The sequence below is a fragment of the Vibrio sp. S17_S38 genome, from assembly GCF_014694375.1.
Taxonomy (GTDB): domain Bacteria; phylum Pseudomonadota; class Gammaproteobacteria; order Enterobacterales; family Vibrionaceae; genus Vibrio.
In genome coordinates, this window is sequence record NZ_JAAUWW010000018.1 from 22577 (window position 1) to 38120 (window position 15544).

A 15544-nucleotide genomic window follows, 5' to 3' on the forward strand; every position below is an offset into this window, starting at 1 on the left:
ATCTGTCACACCCAATATTGTACTAACGACTGGAATGTAACACGTAGCCTAATTGTATTGTATCTCTCTAGGTAATATCAATATTTCTTATCAATAGATATCACAACATTGTCACCTAAATGGACAGGCAAACTTTCACCATGCCAGTCATGATCACGTGTGGATACATTGCCGTCACTATCAATACGAGCACGAACCATGATATCAGATAAGCTTGATAACTTACGTTGCTTCATCATGCTATTACTATCATCAAGTACGACCGTTACTGGGAACTTCGATAGTGGGTAACGTGCAGCGGCAATTGGCATTGGAGCACCATCGGCGCTATGGATAGAGACAATCAATACACCAGATTCCGGTGTAGGCACATCAGGCGCGAGAGAAATAGTAATACTAACTGGCGTCCCTTCATGCTCTACTTTTTGTGGATGTTCTTCACCACTTAACTCACGCTGAGCCGTTTGGATACTGCGTTCTAACATCGCATACCGAGAATCACCTTCTCCAATTACATCTTGTAATTCACGCCAATACTGGATGGCTTGCTCGTATTGAGCATTTTCATAAGCATTAAAAGCCATCAAGGAATAGACTCGAGGATCGACTTCTGGCTGCTGTAATAGTTGATGTAAAATCGTACCTGATTTCTCAGTATTGACAGGATCTGATGAAAACATTAGCGCCTGTGCCAAGCTGAGTTGCACATCTGGGTTATTAGGCAGTAAACGATCGGCTTTGCTTAATGCTCCAATTGCCGTTTCAACATCACGATTTGCCATCGCAATACGTCCTAACAATACCCAACCTGTCCCATCATTAGGATGGCTTTGTAGGCGAGTTCGCATCGCAAGCGTCAAATCAGCCATTTGCTGATCAGTTAAGTCAACACCTTGAGGGTTCATTAAATTTTTAGTTAGTTCAGGTAAGCTATTCTCCACCTTTTTCCAGTGTGCGACTTGTTCGCTAGCACCAAAAATTGCATACATTCCATAAGCGGTGACGGCCATGAACAACATAAAAGGGATAACCATCCACTTCATTTTTTTGTGTGAAGTAGTAAGATCATGTTGAGAGTGAGGAATATCATCTAGCAAGGATTGTTTTAAATCCGTCACTAAATCATTTTTATCTTCAATGATGCCAGCAGAATCTTCCGCTTCTAATTCATCTAAGCGATCTTTAAAAAATGCTTTATTGAGTTCATCTCGCTGTGCCGCTTCATCAATATCTCTTGATTTGAACAAAGGATAAACTATAAATATCGCAGCAACTGCCAGTAATAAAACCGTACCAATCCAAAAAACTATCATGCGTCGTTACCTTTTTTATCATCCTTGCCAGCGGTCTCTGTGACATTTTCAGATGTCGTATTTTGCTTAGACAAAAGCTGTTGCAAACGTTGTTCGTGTTCCTCATCCCACTGCTCAGGGTTTTCTTTCTCGATCTTAGCTCTACTGCGAGTACGCAGAAAAATAAAGCCAAATCCAAATAAAACAATACCTAGCGGAGCCAGCCACAAAATAGCCGTTGAAGGGGTAAGAGGTGGATTATAAGTAACAAAATTACCGTAGCGAGCAACCATATAATCAATAATTTCTTGTTTTGATTTCCCTTGCTTCGTCATTAAATACGTTTTTTCACGTAAATCTTTTGCTAGCTCAGCATTGGAATCAGAAATCGAATTATTCTGACATTTAGGGCAACGTAACGTATGACTCAACTCTTGAAATTGAGCTTCTTGTGCTGGCGTATCAAAATCAAACACTTCGATCGCAGCCAGCGCTGGAAAGCTTAAAGACACGAGTAAGACAATTATCAATGAAGCGAATTTTTTCATTAGTTCTGCCCCATCGGTGTCGGTGGTAATGGACTTTTTTGCCCTGCTAATTTGTTATAGAGCGGCAATAAAGTCTCATTCCAATTATTAATATTCACATCACCAACATGACGATATTGTATCTTACCATCAGCATCAATAAGGAAAGTTTCTGGCGCGCCATAAACACCTAGATCTAAACCAAACATACCATTTCCATCAAACAGAACGATTTGATAAGGATCACCCAAATCTTTTAGCCACTTTTCCGCTTTAGTTCGGTCATCTTTGTAATTCAAACCGATGATATTTACACCTTGAGAAGACAATTTATTTAAAAATTTATGCTCGGCATAACAAGTAGGACACCAAGTCGCCCACACATTCAAAATAAGTGGCTTACCTTTAAACAAAGATTGATCGTAGGTCTTAGCTGGTTGGTATAAATCTTCAAGTTCAAAATCCGGCACTGACTTACCGACTAAAACGGATTCTAATTTTGTTGGGTCGTCACCTTTCGCATTACGAGTAAGCTGAGTAGCAAAGACTGCAACCAATGCAATGAATAAGACCAAAGGCACAAATAAAATTTTACGATTCATACTTTTTTTATCTGCCATCCTTACGCCTCCTGTTCAGATTTATTTGAATCATCAGACACATTCAATTTTTTTCTGAAACGGTAGCGTTTATCACTGATGGCTAAAATACCACCAATGGCCATAAAAATTGCACCTAACCAAATCCAACGAATGAAGGGTTTGTAATAAATACGCACTGCCCAAGCATCGCTGCCTTCAAGCTGCTCACCCATTGCAACATATAAGTCACGAGTAAAACCGCGATCAATCGCCGCTTCTGTCATCATTGAACGAGCCGTGTGGTAAAAACGCTTTTCGGCATGCAAATCATTCACATATTGACCATCTTGCGTGATCCGGAAATCAGCAATAAAACCATCATAATTCGGGCCATCATGATTGCGTAACCCCGTGAAATGAAATTGATAGCCTTGGATATCAAACGTCTGCCCCGGCTCTAAGCGTACATCACGCTCAATGCTATAGTTTTGCACCATAGCAATACCGATAATAGTAATGGCCAATCCAATATGTCCCATCATCATTGACCAGTGACTACGTTGCAGCTTAGTAATACCAACAAAGAAAGAATGGCGGTGTGTTGCTCGTTGGTATAATTCGAACGCGTGCATCGTCACGATCCAAATTGCCAAGAACCAACCTAACGAAGCGAGTGGCATAAACTGTTTTGAAGATAGCTGTCCAATTAAAGCCGCTAATGCGACCGATACGACCGCGGACACCAAAATAGGAATTTTAACGTTAGAAAGATTATCGCGCTTCCAACGAATCAGCGGGCCAATCCCTAAAATTAAGCTAAACGGCACAATCAGCCATGTGAATAAGCTATTAAAGAAAGGTGCACCAATCGAGACTGAACCCATACCAATTTGCTTGTGCACTAAAGGTAAAAGCGTACCAATCATCACGACAACTAATGCCGCAATCAGCAATATGTTATTAGACAATAAAGCATTCTCACGCGAGATTAATGAATAATTACCTCGAACTCGAACTTTTGAGCCTTTCAATGCAAACAACAATAATGAGCCACCAATTACGATAGCTAAGAACGCCAGAATAAACATTCCGCGTGCCGGATCAGAGGCAAATGAATGCACAGACACCAAAATACCAGAGCGAACAAGGAATGTACCCAGTAAACTTAATGAGAATGCGGCAATTGCCAGTAAAACAGTCCAAGCTTTAAATGTGCCACGTTTTTCCGTTACTGCTAATGAGTGCATTAATGCAGTACCAGCAAGCCAAGGCATGAACGATGCGTTTTCGACTGGATCCCAGAACCACCAACCACCCCAGCCAAGTTCATAATAAGCCCACCAAGAACCCAGTGCGATGCCAACCGTTAGAAATACCCAAGCGGCGGTAGTCCAAGGCCTTGACCAACGAGCCCATGCCGTATCTAAACGACCTGTCATTAATGATGCAATAGCAAAAGAGAATGCCACAGAGAAACCCACATATCCCATGTACAACATTGGTGGGTGGATAATTAAACCTGGGTCTTGTAACAATGGGTTAAGGTCACGCCCATCAACAGGAAAGTACGGTAGAACACTTAAAAATGGATTTGAGGTTAAAATGATAAACAACAAGAATCCGACTGAAATCATGCCCATAACGGCAAGTACACGAGAGATTGACTCAAGTGGCATACCACGGCTGAAAGTCGCCACCGCAATGGTCCAAATCGCTTGAATCAACACCCAAAGCAACAAGGAGCCTTCGTGTGCACCCCATACTGCTGTTAAGCGGTAATACCAAGGAAGCTGACTATTTGAATTACTCGCCACATACTGCAACGTGAAATCATTGGAATAAAAAGACCACAATAAAGTACCGAATGAGAATGCCAACATGAGGAACATTCCCCACGATAACGGTCTCGCCATTCCCATCAAGGTTCTATTATTGGTGCTCGCGCCATACAGTGGAAAAATACTGAGTAATATTGAAAAGCCCAACGCTAAGATTAAGGCAAAGTGTCCAAGTTCAGCAATCATTGCCCGCTTCCTTGATTAGTTTCAGATTGATTCATTTTAGTTTCAGAGGTGACAGATTTAGGATCTGATGTTTCAGTGTTATAACCTGGTTGATGCTTTTTCTTCATTGCCTCTTCAATTTCTGACGGCATGTAGTTTTCATCATGTTTGGCTAATACTTCAAAGGCATTAATGGTGGTAGCATCAACTAATGTGCCTTGAGCTACAATGCCCTGCCCTTCACGAAATAAATCCGGCAAGATACCCGTATAATTAACCGTGACTTTAGGGCCTATATCTTCTAAATCAAAACTCACATTCAACGTTTCAGGATCACGTTTTACCGACCCAACCACAACCATACCACCAATCCGTAATTTCTCTCCAACATGAGGCATGGTGCCATCAGGTTTACCATTAACGATTTCTGTTGGCGTATAAAATAAGTTCATATTTTGATTTAACGCATACATGATTAAACCAACGGTGCCCGCTACGCCAATTAAGATGGCAAGTACAATAGCAAGTCTTTTCTTACGTCTTGGAGTCATAGTGTATTTTCCATTTTTTTTGCCGCTTGAATGCGTTCTTCACGATCCATTTTTTGTTGGATCTCTTTAAATAAAGCCCGATGTTGAGACAGGCTACTCCAGCATAAAACCAATAAGCTTAGGAACGTAATACCAAATGCGCTCCATACATAGGCCGCATACCCACCCATCGCAAAGAAATCAGATAAAGAATCAAAATACATTAATTCACCTCACGTTTTGTCGACGTCGATTGAGTTGGAAAGCGTGCATGAACTAACGCAATCACCCAAGGTCGGTTGCTTTCAGATCTTAATATTTCAGTACGAAAACGCACTAAAGCTAATGCAACAGAGAAACAAGCAAAGCCAGCAATACTAAACAATAATGGCCATAACATATCAGCTGCCATAGCAGGTTTACCTATCTTGCTAATAGTGGCTCCTTGATGAAGCGTATTCCACCACTCTACCGAATAATGGATAATAGGGATATTGATCACACCTACAATCGCTAAAATACCGGCAGCTTTCGCGGCTGTTTTTTGATCATCAAAAGCATGATAAAGCGCAATCACGCCAAGGTATAAAAATAATAGGATTAACTCAGAAGTTAAGCGTGCATCCCACACCCACCACGCACCCCACATTGGCTTACCCCAAACGGAGCCTGTAACAAGCGCAATAAAGGTAAAAACAGCACCAATGGGAGCCATCGCGGCTACAGCCATATTCGACAATTTCAGTTGCCACACCAAGCCAACAAAAGCGGCGATTGCCATGGATACGTAAATTCCCATCGACCACATCGCAGCAGGTACATGGATATAAATAATTCGGAAACTGTCTCCTTGTTGGTAATCGGCAGGAGCAAAAGCCAATCCCCAGATCATCCCTATAACCAGAAAAATCGTGGCAAAAATAGAAAACCAAGGCAGTAATGAACCACAAAGCTGATAGGTTCTTTCAGGCTTCGCATAAGGATGTAGCCATTTCCACATGTTGCTTCTCACTGTATAAAGTTAGTTTTGAACGTGCTATCCAAACTAATCATGCTAATTTAAATTTTTTATGCCCGTCTACTTAATGTTGTGACTTTGGGCATTGATCTTATATTTGATTCTATATTTCTAATTCACACTTATCCGTAAAGAAGCACTAATCGCAAACGGTGTTAACGTCATAGAGCCCAATAGCATCGCACCTAAAATGGCTAACTGCCCAGAATACGGAAAACCACCACTAGCAGCATCAATTGCAGAAGTCGCAAAAATCAAAATAGGAATATACAGAGGTAAAACTAATAAACTGAGTAATACCCCGCCTTTTTGTAACCCTACGGTAAGCCCTACGCCAATCGCTCCGATAAAACTTAATGTTGGTGTACCAATCAATAAAGTAATGACAACCGCCAACCAAGTGTTGAAATCAAGGGACAACAATACGGCAAGCAATGGGCTAATTAAAATAAGTGGCAATCCAGTTAGCAGCCAATGAGAAAGCACTTTTGCCATCACGACCAAAGGAAGTGGAATAGGTAAAAGCATCATCTGCTCTAACGCACCATCGTGAAAATCGTCTCGAAATAAGCGCTCTAACGATAACAGAGCTGAAAGCAATGCCGCTACCCAAACAATACCTGCAGCAATACGTGCTAACAAATTAGGTTCAGAACCAACGCTTAATGGAAAAAGAGTAACAACAATAATGAAAAACCATAATGGATTAAATACATCGGCTTGACGACGATAAGCAATCAATAACTCACGACGAATGATATGCCCCATATTCGCTATCATTACGAACCTAACTTTATTTTTTTAAGCGAATGTAGATCCGTAAACATGTCTTGGTGAGTCGTAAACAAAATCATTCCACCTTGCTTTGTATGCTCCAAAAATAATTCTTCAATTACTTTGATGCCTTGTTTATCAATTGCCGTTAATGGCTCATCTAAAATCCATAAAGGATGCTTACTTAACCAGAGCCTAGCCAAAGCAACACGGCGTTGCTGACCAGCTGAAAGCTTAACTGAAGGAATATCTTCTTTACCTGCCAAGCCTACTTTTGCTAATGCTAGCCAAATATCTTGTTCAGTCACGCCTTTAGAACCATTTACTTGTTGATAGAAAGATAAATTTTCAAACGCAGTCAGTTCTTTTTTTACACCCGTTTGATGCCCTAAGAACAATAAATCTTGATGAAAGGCATCCCGATCTTTTTGAGTGTTTGTTTGTTTCCATAAAATATGTCCGTCATCACAGTCAGCAAGCCCCGTCACTATACGCAATAAGGTGGTTTTACCTGAACCATTTCGACCTTCTATTTGTACCAAATCATTTGGTTTTACAGAAAACGAGATATCACGAAACAGTTCTTTATCATCACGAATGGCAGTTAAACCACTAACTTCTAGCATTTGACATCATCTATCGTTAAGGAAAGGACATATATTACCACAGGACCTCTGAGTCGGAAGCCTCACAATACAAACCTTCTGGGTAATGTTTGAATTGTCACAAAAATACAATTTAAACATCGACATTTAAGCCCAACAGCATAAAAGGGCTAAGTAATATCGAAAGAAGCCCTCACCTCTAGCTATCATTCGGCAAATAAAAAGAAATGAATATAATCATAAATAGGTATAGTTTTGATTATTTGAAACTTTATTGTTTTTAGTCAAAATAGCGAGTGATATTACTCTGGTTTTGGTTTTGGTTTCGCTTGCACCTTAAACATACTGATATTGCGAACAACCTGTAAATCCTCAGGAAGAGTTAAAGCACTTTCGCTACGTTTTAACGACATTTCCGCATGATGTTTCGCCGCTGTTTTCATCGGTTCATCACCCAATAAATGCAATGCAGAAAACGCTTTTTGTAAATGCGTTACAACCTCTAAACAACCCGCACCATCACGAGCAATGGGCGTAAAAGCATCATCAAACATATCAGAAATTTTCACCTCAGGGACTTGCACGCGATCATAACAAGATTCTTGCGCATCTTTTTCTTGTACAGGCTCTGCCCATGTCGCCAGCAATCTCACTAAGCTGCCAATAACTTTAATCGCCGATCCCGGATCATTCACCGCAGGAGATAAGGCTTTACTGGCAATTTCAGATAATACAATTAAGCCAAATCGTGGGTCATCATCAAAAATTCGATCTACCCCAATTTGGAATGCCGCAATAATATCTTTGTAATCAAAATCTTCTTCTTTTTCATCATAAAGCACTTTTGCCAGAACCGTTCCAGGTGCAACAAAATCCCCCGGAAGTACATCCAGTACAATATGCATATCCCTCTTTTCTGCCCAATTATGCAAACGGCTGATATCAATATGCTGCACATAACCAACCTGAGTGGCGACCACCGTTTCTCCTTCATCAGTATCAACACAAGGCGCTCCAGACAAATTAGGTGCATTTCTCTGACGTATTAGGGCGCCCATCACTACATTCTCGACTCTATCCACCGTATTACCGACTCGCCCAAGCCTGGCTAAGCGGTCGACCCAACGAATAAACGTCAATACAACTAAAGCAAACACCAATACAGTTAACACAAATAAAACTAATAAACCTGGCGATTCGAAGAAATCATTCTTTACCGCAGTCAACGCTACAATGCTAAAAATAAATGAACCTATAAAACGAGACAGTGCATTTTTAGAAACATCATCAGCAACCACTAAAGTAAACGCCCTAGGAGTAGCAGAGTTACTGGCAGAGGAATAAGCTGCTAGCATCGAACCAACAGAAAAAGTCGCGATCACTAACATGCTCGATGACATGATCTCTAATAAAGCGACTAATGAATCAAGACTGAGTGGTAAAACGAAAAAACCGATATCCATGTGATCGGCAAATTTTGCGACAAACACCGCCAAAATAGAACAAACACACATCCATAATGGCTTAACCCAAAGCTTTTCTTTGAGGCGGTTCACCATAAAACGAATATGGTCATGAGAAAAACTAGCTGCCATAAATTTTTCCAACTTAAATAGATAATTTCTGAGAAGAGGAGGTAATCAATAAACTGTTTTATTTATTAAAAGGTTAAATCGGGAATTACGCAATACATGAACATCAAAACTACGACCTTGATAGTCACCCTTTTTACTTGAAGCTAGCAGTAAAAATCCGTATTATCCTCGGCCATAGAATGTTAGTGGCATAGAATCGTTGGTTGGTATAAAAAGTTAATTAGCACAAAAACTTAACCTACATAAAAATATTCTCTGCAAAACGTTTGACCATAGATGAAAAAAGTCCCCTTAGTTCAGCTGGATAGAACAAGGACCTCCTAAGTCTTAGACGTGAGTTCGAATCTCGCAGGGGACACCACCGTATTCCATTTAGCTAGAATAAAAAAGGCCAAGTGATCGCTCACTTGGCCTTTACGATATTTAAAACACTAACCGTTCAGAAATCATACGTTATGCTTCAATAACATCATCTTCCATACCGATGAAACCGCCAGTTTGGTGAGCCCAAAGTTGTGCATAAACGCCACCTTGTGCAATCAATTCTTGATGAGAGCCTTGCTCTAAGATTTGTCCTTTATCTAATACGATAAGTCGATCCATCGCAGCAATAGTGGATAAACGGTGCGCAATAGCAATAACCGTTTTCCCTTCCATCAATTCATATAAGCTTTCTTGAATCGCGGCTTCCACTTCAGAATCTAACGCTGAAGTTGCTTCATCCATAATTAAGATTGGAGCATCTTTTAACAATACTCGAGAAATCGCGATACGCTGACGTTGACCACCAGACAGTTTCACACCACGCTCACCCACTTGAGCATCGTAACCAACATTACCGAAAGTATCTGTTAAGGTTTCGATGAATTCATGTGCATGTGCTTGCGCCGTTGCAGCTAACAAATCAGCTTCGGTTCCTTCTGGGCGACCATACATAATATTTTCACGAATACTGCGGTGCAGCAGTGAGGTATCTTGCGTGATCATGCCAATATTACTTCGCAACGAATCTTGTTTCACCTTGGAGATATCTTGTCCGTCGATGCGAATCGTGCCACTTTCTAAATCGTAAAAGCGTAATAGCAAGTTCACTAACGTCGATTTACCTGCACCTGAACGCCCTACCAAGCCGACTTTTTCACCCGGCTTAATATTGAAATGCAAGTCATTGATAATCGCTTTATCTTTTTCACCGTAGTGGAAGTTCACATGGTCGAATTCAATACCGCCTTTTTCAACGCTTAATTCAGGTGCTTGAGCCACATCTTGTGTGCTAACAGGTTTCGACAGCGTATTCATACCATCAACTACAGTACCAATATTTTCGAAAATGGCGCTGATTTCCCACATAATCCACTTAGACATGCCTTGAATACGCAGTGCAAGGCTGATCGCAATCGCAATCGCTCCGACCGTGATCATGCTGTTCATCCATAATCCAATCGATAATGCTGCCACAGAGAATAAGAGTAAGTAGTTGAGCATATCAATACTGAATAAAAATACGGTCGCTAAACGCATTTGAGCGTACACCGTTTGCAAGAAAGACCGCATGCCCTTCTCTGCGTATTCAGTTTCACGGTTGGTATGTGAAAACAACTTCACAGTGGCGATATTGGTGTAACTATCCACAATTCGCCCCGTCATTGTAGAACGAGCATCGGCTTGAGCGGTAGCAATACGCTTCATTTTAGGGACAAAGTAAACTTGAGTCAGAACATAAGCAGCTAACCAGATAAATACCGGGATCATTAGCCACAAATCCGCTTGACCCATTAAGACAATCATCGACACAAAATAGACCGACACGTACACCAACATATCGGCAAATTTCATCACTGTTTCACGCACAGCCAATGAGGTTTGCATGACTTTAGTAGCGATACGTCCTGCAAAATCATCTTGATAGAAAGTGACACTTTGATTCAATAAGTAGCGGTGCGCTAGCCAACGAACCGACATTGGAAAATTACCTAATAAGGTTTGGTGCATGATCATGGAGTGGAAGAAGCCAATCACAGGAATGACCACAATAATAACCAGTCCCATCCCCATGATTTTGGTGCCTTCCGCTGCCCACAAAGTTTCCGGAGTATGCTTTGAAAGCATATCAACAATCGAGCCCATAAATCCCATTAAAGCCACTTCAATAATGGCAATACATGCGCTCAAAAGTGACATCAAAATGATTGGACCGAGAAAATCACGACTGTAATGCATACAAAAAGCAAACAAAGTATTTGGCGGTGTTTCTACTTTATCTTTGGGAAAGGCTGAGGTCAGTCCTTCAAAAAACTTGAACATAAAGTGGTTTCCATTAACAAAAGAGGTGTTTAGATAGGAAAAAGAAACGACTGTTGCCTCTTCTTTTTGATGGCTCTTATGATAATCATAAACACATCACATTCCTACCTTTGATTTTGATCATTGTATTTTCATTTTTATTGATATTTTTCTAATTAACACTGTTAATTATCCGAATAAAGAAATAAAATAACAAATGCTAACGATTCTCAATTAGAATCGCACTTGTATTTGAATAATGGACTCTAAACACAATGCATACTAAATCGCACCCCTTATCAAAAGCCATCGCAGCTAGTTTTTCGCCTGCTATTGGTTTAACTTTGGCTCTTTTCGCTTTACCCACTCTAGCCGAAGATGCAACAACCGATTCTATCGATACCATTACCGTTTCAGCTTCTGCGCTTAAAATGGAAACACCTGATAGCCAGACCCCTAAATCGGTCACTGTTATCCAGCAAGAAGATTTAAAAATACACGATGTCAATAAACTCGATGAAGCCTTTCGATATAGCCCAGGTGTAGTATCGCCATATGGTTCTGATGTAGATACAGATTGGTTATTAGTCCGAGGATTTGAACCAAGTGTTTATCTAGATGGAAACCGTTTATATAAAGAAGGTTTTTTTGGATGGTCAACTGAAACTTATGGGCTAGAAAGTGTTGAATTATTAAAAGGCCCAAGCGCTATTTTCTATGGTGACTCACAGCCAGGCGGTGTATTGAACTTAGTTCAAAAGAAACCTACCGATGTCCCACAAGGAAATATTAATATTTCCGGTGGCAGTAAAGACTATATGCAGCTTGGTGTCGATGTGTCTGGTTGGGCTAGTGATGATGGAAGTCAACGCTATCGTCTAGTTGCAATGGTTAATCATAAAGACGGTGCATTAGATGGTACGAAAAACGAACGATTTTATATCGCACCCAGCTATACAATTGATTTCAATGAGTCAGCAAGTCTTACTTTATTAACTAGTTTCACTAAAGATACAGGGGTTCCTCAAAATGGATTTTTCCCTGTTGACGGTACTTATTCAGCATTACCTGATGGCGGTCGTATTGATCCAAGTACCAATTATGGAGAACCAGACACGGATCGTTTAGACCAAACTCAAGTTTCAGCAGGTTATTTATTCAAATACGATATCGATGACGTATGGACTTATAAGCAAAACTTTAACTTTGCTTATAAAGAACTGTATTTACGTAGTACATCTGCATATCAAAATAATTATGACCCTGCATTTGGCGGCGACTCAGATCCAAATACATTATTACGCTCAACATTAATCAATGATGGCAATTCTCATAGTTATACTTTTGATAATAATGTCACCGCAGATTTCTCAACAAAATTAACAGATAACAAATTCATGGTGGGTATCGATTATCAACACCATAATAATGATTGGATGGGAAATGGTTTAGGTGTAACTGTCGGTACTCCTATCGATAGCCGTCATCCAACATATGACAACGGTGTTCCTGCCGACCTTTCTGCTTCAATGTATCAAAATGATATAACGAAGGAACAAATTGGCACTTACGCACAATTTCAAACCATTTTAGCCCAGCGCTGGGTTGCTAACCTTGGTGCTCGTTACGATTGGCTCAAAGTAGAAAATACAGGTCAATACGAAGATAAAATTGATGATGGCCAATTCTCATTCAATACAGGTTTAATGTATTTAGCAGATAATGGTTTATCACCTTATGTCAGCTATTCTAGCTCTTACTATGCTTCCGCTAGCCTGGACTTTACAACCAACAAACTTTACCTACCAATTGAAAGTAAACAAACGGAAGTAGGTTTAAAATACGCACCTATATGGTTAGACGGCTATTTCAATATAGCTTGGTTTGATATTAAACAAGATAATGCAACCACCTCCGTTACCGATGCGAATGGTGTGCTAGGGACAAGCCAAACAGACCAAAAAAGCCAAGGAATTGAGCTTGAAGGATCTGTTTATGCTACAGAGAACTTAAAATTAACCGCAAGTTATACCTATACAAACTTAGAAGAAAGGGATCCGAATGGCGGATACCGTCAAGCTTCATTAGTCCCAGAGAATTTAGCAACTGGTTGGGTTCAATATGATTTTACCTCAATCGGGTTACCTGATTTGAGAATGGGAACAGGCGTTCGTTACCTTGGTTCAAGTGTGAATTCAACTACAGGTGATAAAGTATCTGACACCACCTTATGGGATGCGATGGCGAGCTATCAATTTACTAAACAAGTTCAACTTCAAGTGAATGCGAACAATCTATTAGATAAAGAATATGTAGCAAGTTGTTCGAGTACTGTATGTTACTACGGTGAAGATCGCCGTATTACGGCTAACCTAAATTACAGTTGGTGATCCAATAAGAGATAAACACTAGGTGAGTTTACCTTCACTTAGTGTTTTCTTTTGTGTTCATACCTAAACGAATTATAATTACACCTTTAATTTATATGGATTTACCACATGTTCAAACTAAACCAAGTCCGTATTCATCGAGACAATCGTGATATTTTATCGATTGATGATCTCGCCATCCCGACAGATGGATTTACGGTAGTGCTTGGTCATAATGGCAGTGGTAAATCGACACTGGTCAACTTACTTTCAGGGCAAACTCAACCAGACTCTGGCAGTGTCTATCTTAATCAGACCGAAATCTCTCAACTATCTCAAAAACAACTCGCGCGTGAAATTGCTTTTCTACCACAAAAACTGCCCGATGTTGCCGGTTTAACCGTACAAGAGTTAGTTAAACTAGGTCGTTTCCCTTGGCGTGGTGTGTTTGGCCGCTGGCAAGACAATGACAAGCAAATAATCCAACAAGCAATGGAAAAAACCGGCGTTGAACAATATGCTGATAACCTTGCCGATAAACTTTCTGGCGGTGAACGTCAACGTGCTTGGGTTGCCATGTTACTGGCTCAGCAATCTCCTGTGCTGATTCTCGATGAACCGACCTCAGCCCTCGATATCCATCATCAATACCATTTAATGGATTTGCTGCAAGAGCTGAATCAGCAAACTGGCTGTGGCATTTTAGTTATCTTGCACGATCTGAATTTGGCGCTCCGTTATGCCACTCATATCGTGGCGCTAAAGCAAGGCAAAATAGCTTTTAGCGGCGCAAAAGAATTACTACTCGATGATCAACGATTAACGGATTTATACGAAACCGATATCCAACTTTTAGATCACCCACAGCAAGGTGATCAAAAAATAGCCGTCGTGATTTGAATCGGAAGCAAGTTCCTAGTTGCTAGTCACTAGGAAAAGATATTCAGCAACCGCTCTTCCTAGAAACTAGGGACTAGGGCCCAGGAACGTATTTAATATGAAGAAACTCATTAAAATTCCAACTCTCTTAATAGCTTCAGTTTTAACTTTGTTTATCGCCTCCCCAAGTTTCGCGTCGATTACCGTCACCGATAGCCTTGGCGAGCATCAACTTAATGATCACCCTAAGCGAATTGTCGCTTTAAACTGGGATCTCGCTGAACAATTACTTGAGTTAGGCGTAACGCCTGTTGGTGTACCGAATATCAAAGACTATACCACTTGGGTGGTCAAGCCTGAGATCCCTGCATCGGTTGAAGATCTTGGCACTCGTGCAGAGCCTAATTTACAAAAACTAGCCGAGTTAAAACCAGATCTCATTTTAGCCGCTTCCCCACAAAAAGATTTGATTCCCCGTCTGCAAACTATTGCCCCGGTTCTATATTATGAGTCTTATGAAGGGCAAGCCGATAGTGCGCAAGAAGTGATTAGCCACTTCAAAAGTATCGCGAAAATTGTAGATAAAAGTGACGTTGCCGAACAGAAACTCAATGCGATGGCCGCTCGTTTTTCTGAGTTAAATAAGCAGCTCACTACGGCATTTGGTGACACATTACCTGAGGTGCTCGCCATGCGATTTGCCAATCAAACAGCCGTGTATGTTTACACTGAAAATTCAACCACAAATTACGTGTTAAAACAGCTAGGCCTCACTCCTACTATGCCATTACCAGCCCAGCACTGGGGGATCAGCCAAAAACGCATTACCGATCTTCAACATATTAAAAATGGCTATGTGATTTACTTTGGTCCTTTTTCTGATGCGCAAAAAGCACAATTAAATAAATCGATGTTATGGAAAGCGATGCCATTTGTCCGCAATGGTCATGTTAATGAAGCCGACCCAGTTTGGAATTATGGCGGGGCAATGTCGATGCAATATATTGCAGAATCAATTACTAAAAGTTTGTTGGAAGTAAAGGGTCCCTAGGTTCGAGTTCCTAGACTCTAGGAAAAAAATAAGTCGC

14 protein-coding genes and 1 tRNA gene are annotated in these 15544 nt (G+C 40.6%); 4 read left to right on the forward strand and 11 right to left on the reverse strand.

The genetic code is table 11. From position 1 onward, the window contains the following. Positions 1–77: 77 nt before the first annotated feature. From ccmI to HC725_RS13460, 10 genes are all read right to left on the reverse strand, one after another. The gene (gene ccmI / locus HC725_RS13415) at positions 78–1313 is read right to left on the reverse strand and encodes a c-type cytochrome biogenesis protein CcmI (RefSeq protein ID WP_190332331.1); all 1236 of its coding nucleotides are present in this window, start codon (positions 1311–1313) and stop codon (positions 78–80) included. After that, entirely contained in the window at positions 1310–1840 is a 531-nt protein-coding gene (locus HC725_RS13420; RefSeq protein WP_190332332.1) for a cytochrome c-type biogenesis protein, read from the reverse strand. The genes ccmI and HC725_RS13420 overlap by 4 nt, the downstream gene beginning before the upstream one ends. After that, positions 1840–2421, reverse strand: a complete 582-nt coding sequence (locus tag HC725_RS13425) for a DsbE family thiol:disulfide interchange protein (protein WP_190332384.1) — start codon at positions 2419–2421, stop codon at positions 1840–1842. Before HC725_RS13425 ends, HC725_RS13420 begins: the two co-directional genes overlap by 1 nt. A gap of 20 nt (positions 2422–2441) precedes the next feature. Continuing rightward, positions 2442–4424, reverse strand: coding sequence for a heme lyase CcmF/NrfE family subunit (locus HC725_RS13430; protein WP_190332333.1), 1983 nt, complete (start codon positions 4422–4424; stop codon positions 2442–2444). Further along, positions 4421–4954, reverse strand: coding sequence for a cytochrome c maturation protein CcmE (gene ccmE / locus HC725_RS13435; RefSeq protein ID WP_190332334.1), 534 nt, complete (start codon positions 4952–4954; stop codon positions 4421–4423). The genes HC725_RS13430 and ccmE overlap by 4 nt, the downstream gene beginning before the upstream one ends. Further along, the gene (gene ccmD, locus HC725_RS13440; RefSeq protein ID WP_190332335.1) at positions 4951–5157 is read right to left on the reverse strand and encodes a heme exporter protein CcmD; all 207 of its coding nucleotides are present in this window, start codon (positions 5155–5157) and stop codon (positions 4951–4953) included. Before ccmD ends, ccmE begins: the two co-directional genes overlap by 4 nt. Continuing rightward, positions 5157–5933: a heme ABC transporter permease gene (locus tag HC725_RS13445; protein WP_190332336.1), complete on the reverse strand. Its 777-nt coding sequence runs from the start codon at positions 5931–5933 to the stop codon at positions 5157–5159. The genes ccmD and HC725_RS13445 overlap by 1 nt, the downstream gene beginning before the upstream one ends. 129 nt (positions 5934–6062) lie before the next feature. Further along, entirely contained in the window at positions 6063–6731 is a 669-nt protein-coding gene (ccmB, locus tag HC725_RS13450; RefSeq protein WP_190332337.1) for a heme exporter protein CcmB, read from the reverse strand. Further along, a complete protein-coding gene (ccmA, locus tag HC725_RS13455; RefSeq protein ID WP_190332338.1) occupies positions 6731–7351 on the reverse strand; it encodes a cytochrome c biogenesis heme-transporting ATPase CcmA in 621 nt (206 codons plus the stop codon). Before ccmA ends, ccmB begins: the two co-directional genes overlap by 1 nt. Before the next feature lie 281 nt (positions 7352–7632). Next, complete coding sequence (locus tag HC725_RS13460; RefSeq protein ID WP_190332339.1) at positions 7633–8925, reverse strand: DUF2254 domain-containing protein; 1293 nt, start codon at positions 8923–8925, stop codon at positions 7633–7635. Between the two features lie 285 nt (positions 8926–9210). On the opposite strand from HC725_RS13460, the gene HC725_RS13465 reads away from it, so the two are divergent. Further along, a tRNA-Arg gene (locus HC725_RS13465) sits at positions 9211–9286 on the forward strand. A 92-nt stretch (positions 9287–9378) separates the two neighbouring features. On the opposite strand, the gene HC725_RS13470 is transcribed toward HC725_RS13465, so the two are convergent. Next, positions 9379–11229, reverse strand: a complete 1851-nt coding sequence (locus HC725_RS13470) for an ABC transporter ATP-binding protein (protein ID WP_190332340.1) — start codon at positions 11227–11229, stop codon at positions 9379–9381. A 254-nt stretch (positions 11230–11483) separates the two neighbouring features. Here HC725_RS13470 and HC725_RS13475 point away from each other — a divergent pair, with 254 nt between their 5' ends. The 3 genes from HC725_RS13475 to HC725_RS13485 all read left to right on the forward strand — a co-directional run bounded on the left by HC725_RS13475 (position 11484) and on the right by HC725_RS13485 (position 15507). Next, on the forward strand, positions 11484–13598 hold the full coding sequence (locus tag HC725_RS13475) for a TonB-dependent siderophore receptor (RefSeq protein ID WP_190332341.1): 2115 nt from the start codon (positions 11484–11486) through the stop codon (positions 13596–13598). A 108-nt stretch (positions 13599–13706) separates the two neighbouring features. Continuing rightward, positions 13707–14477, forward strand: coding sequence for an ABC transporter ATP-binding protein (locus HC725_RS13480; protein WP_190332342.1), 771 nt, complete (start codon positions 13707–13709; stop codon positions 14475–14477). Between the two features lie 97 nt (positions 14478–14574). Continuing rightward, positions 14575–15507, forward strand: coding sequence for an ABC transporter substrate-binding protein (locus HC725_RS13485; RefSeq protein WP_190332343.1), 933 nt, complete (start codon positions 14575–14577; stop codon positions 15505–15507). Positions 15508–15544: the final 37 nt, after the last annotated feature.

Coding starts and splice junctions, on each gene's coding strand:
- HC725_RS13460 (WP_190332339.1), bottom strand. CDS start 8,925: ATGGCAGCTAGTTTTTCTCATGACCATATTCGTTTTATGGTGAACCGC.
- HC725_RS13425 (WP_190332384.1), bottom strand. CDS start 2,421: ATGAATCGTAAAATTTTATTTGTGCCTTTGGTCTTATTCATTGCATTG.
- HC725_RS13475 (WP_190332341.1), top strand. CDS start 11,484: ATGCATACTAAATCGCACCCCTTATCAAAAGCCATCGCAGCTAGTTTT.
- ccmE (WP_190332334.1), bottom strand. CDS start 4,954: ATGACTCCAAGACGTAAGAAAAGACTTGCTATTGTACTTGCCATCTTA.
- HC725_RS13485 (WP_190332343.1), top strand. CDS start 14,575: ATGAAGAAACTCATTAAAATTCCAACTCTCTTAATAGCTTCAGTTTTA.
- HC725_RS13470 (WP_190332340.1), bottom strand. CDS start 11,229: ATGTTCAAGTTTTTTGAAGGACTGACCTCAGCCTTTCCCAAAGATAAA.
- HC725_RS13480 (WP_190332342.1), top strand. CDS start 13,707: ATGTTCAAACTAAACCAAGTCCGTATTCATCGAGACAATCGTGATATT.
- HC725_RS13445 (WP_190332336.1), bottom strand. CDS start 5,933: ATGTGGAAATGGCTACATCCTTATGCGAAGCCTGAAAGAACCTATCAG.
- HC725_RS13420 (WP_190332332.1), bottom strand. CDS start 1,840: ATGAAAAAATTCGCTTCATTGATAATTGTCTTACTCGTGTCTTTAAGC.
- ccmA (WP_190332338.1), bottom strand. CDS start 7,351: ATGCTAGAAGTTAGTGGTTTAACTGCCATTCGTGATGATAAAGAACTG.
- ccmI (WP_190332331.1), bottom strand. CDS start 1,313: ATGATAGTTTTTTGGATTGGTACGGTTTTATTACTGGCAGTTGCTGCG.
- ccmD (WP_190332335.1), bottom strand. CDS start 5,157: ATGTATTTTGATTCTTTATCTGATTTCTTTGCGATGGGTGGGTATGCG.
- HC725_RS13430 (WP_190332333.1), bottom strand. CDS start 4,424: ATGATTGCTGAACTTGGACACTTTGCCTTAATCTTAGCGTTGGGCTTT.
- ccmB (WP_190332337.1), bottom strand. CDS start 6,731: ATGATAGCGAATATGGGGCATATCATTCGTCGTGAGTTATTGATTGCT.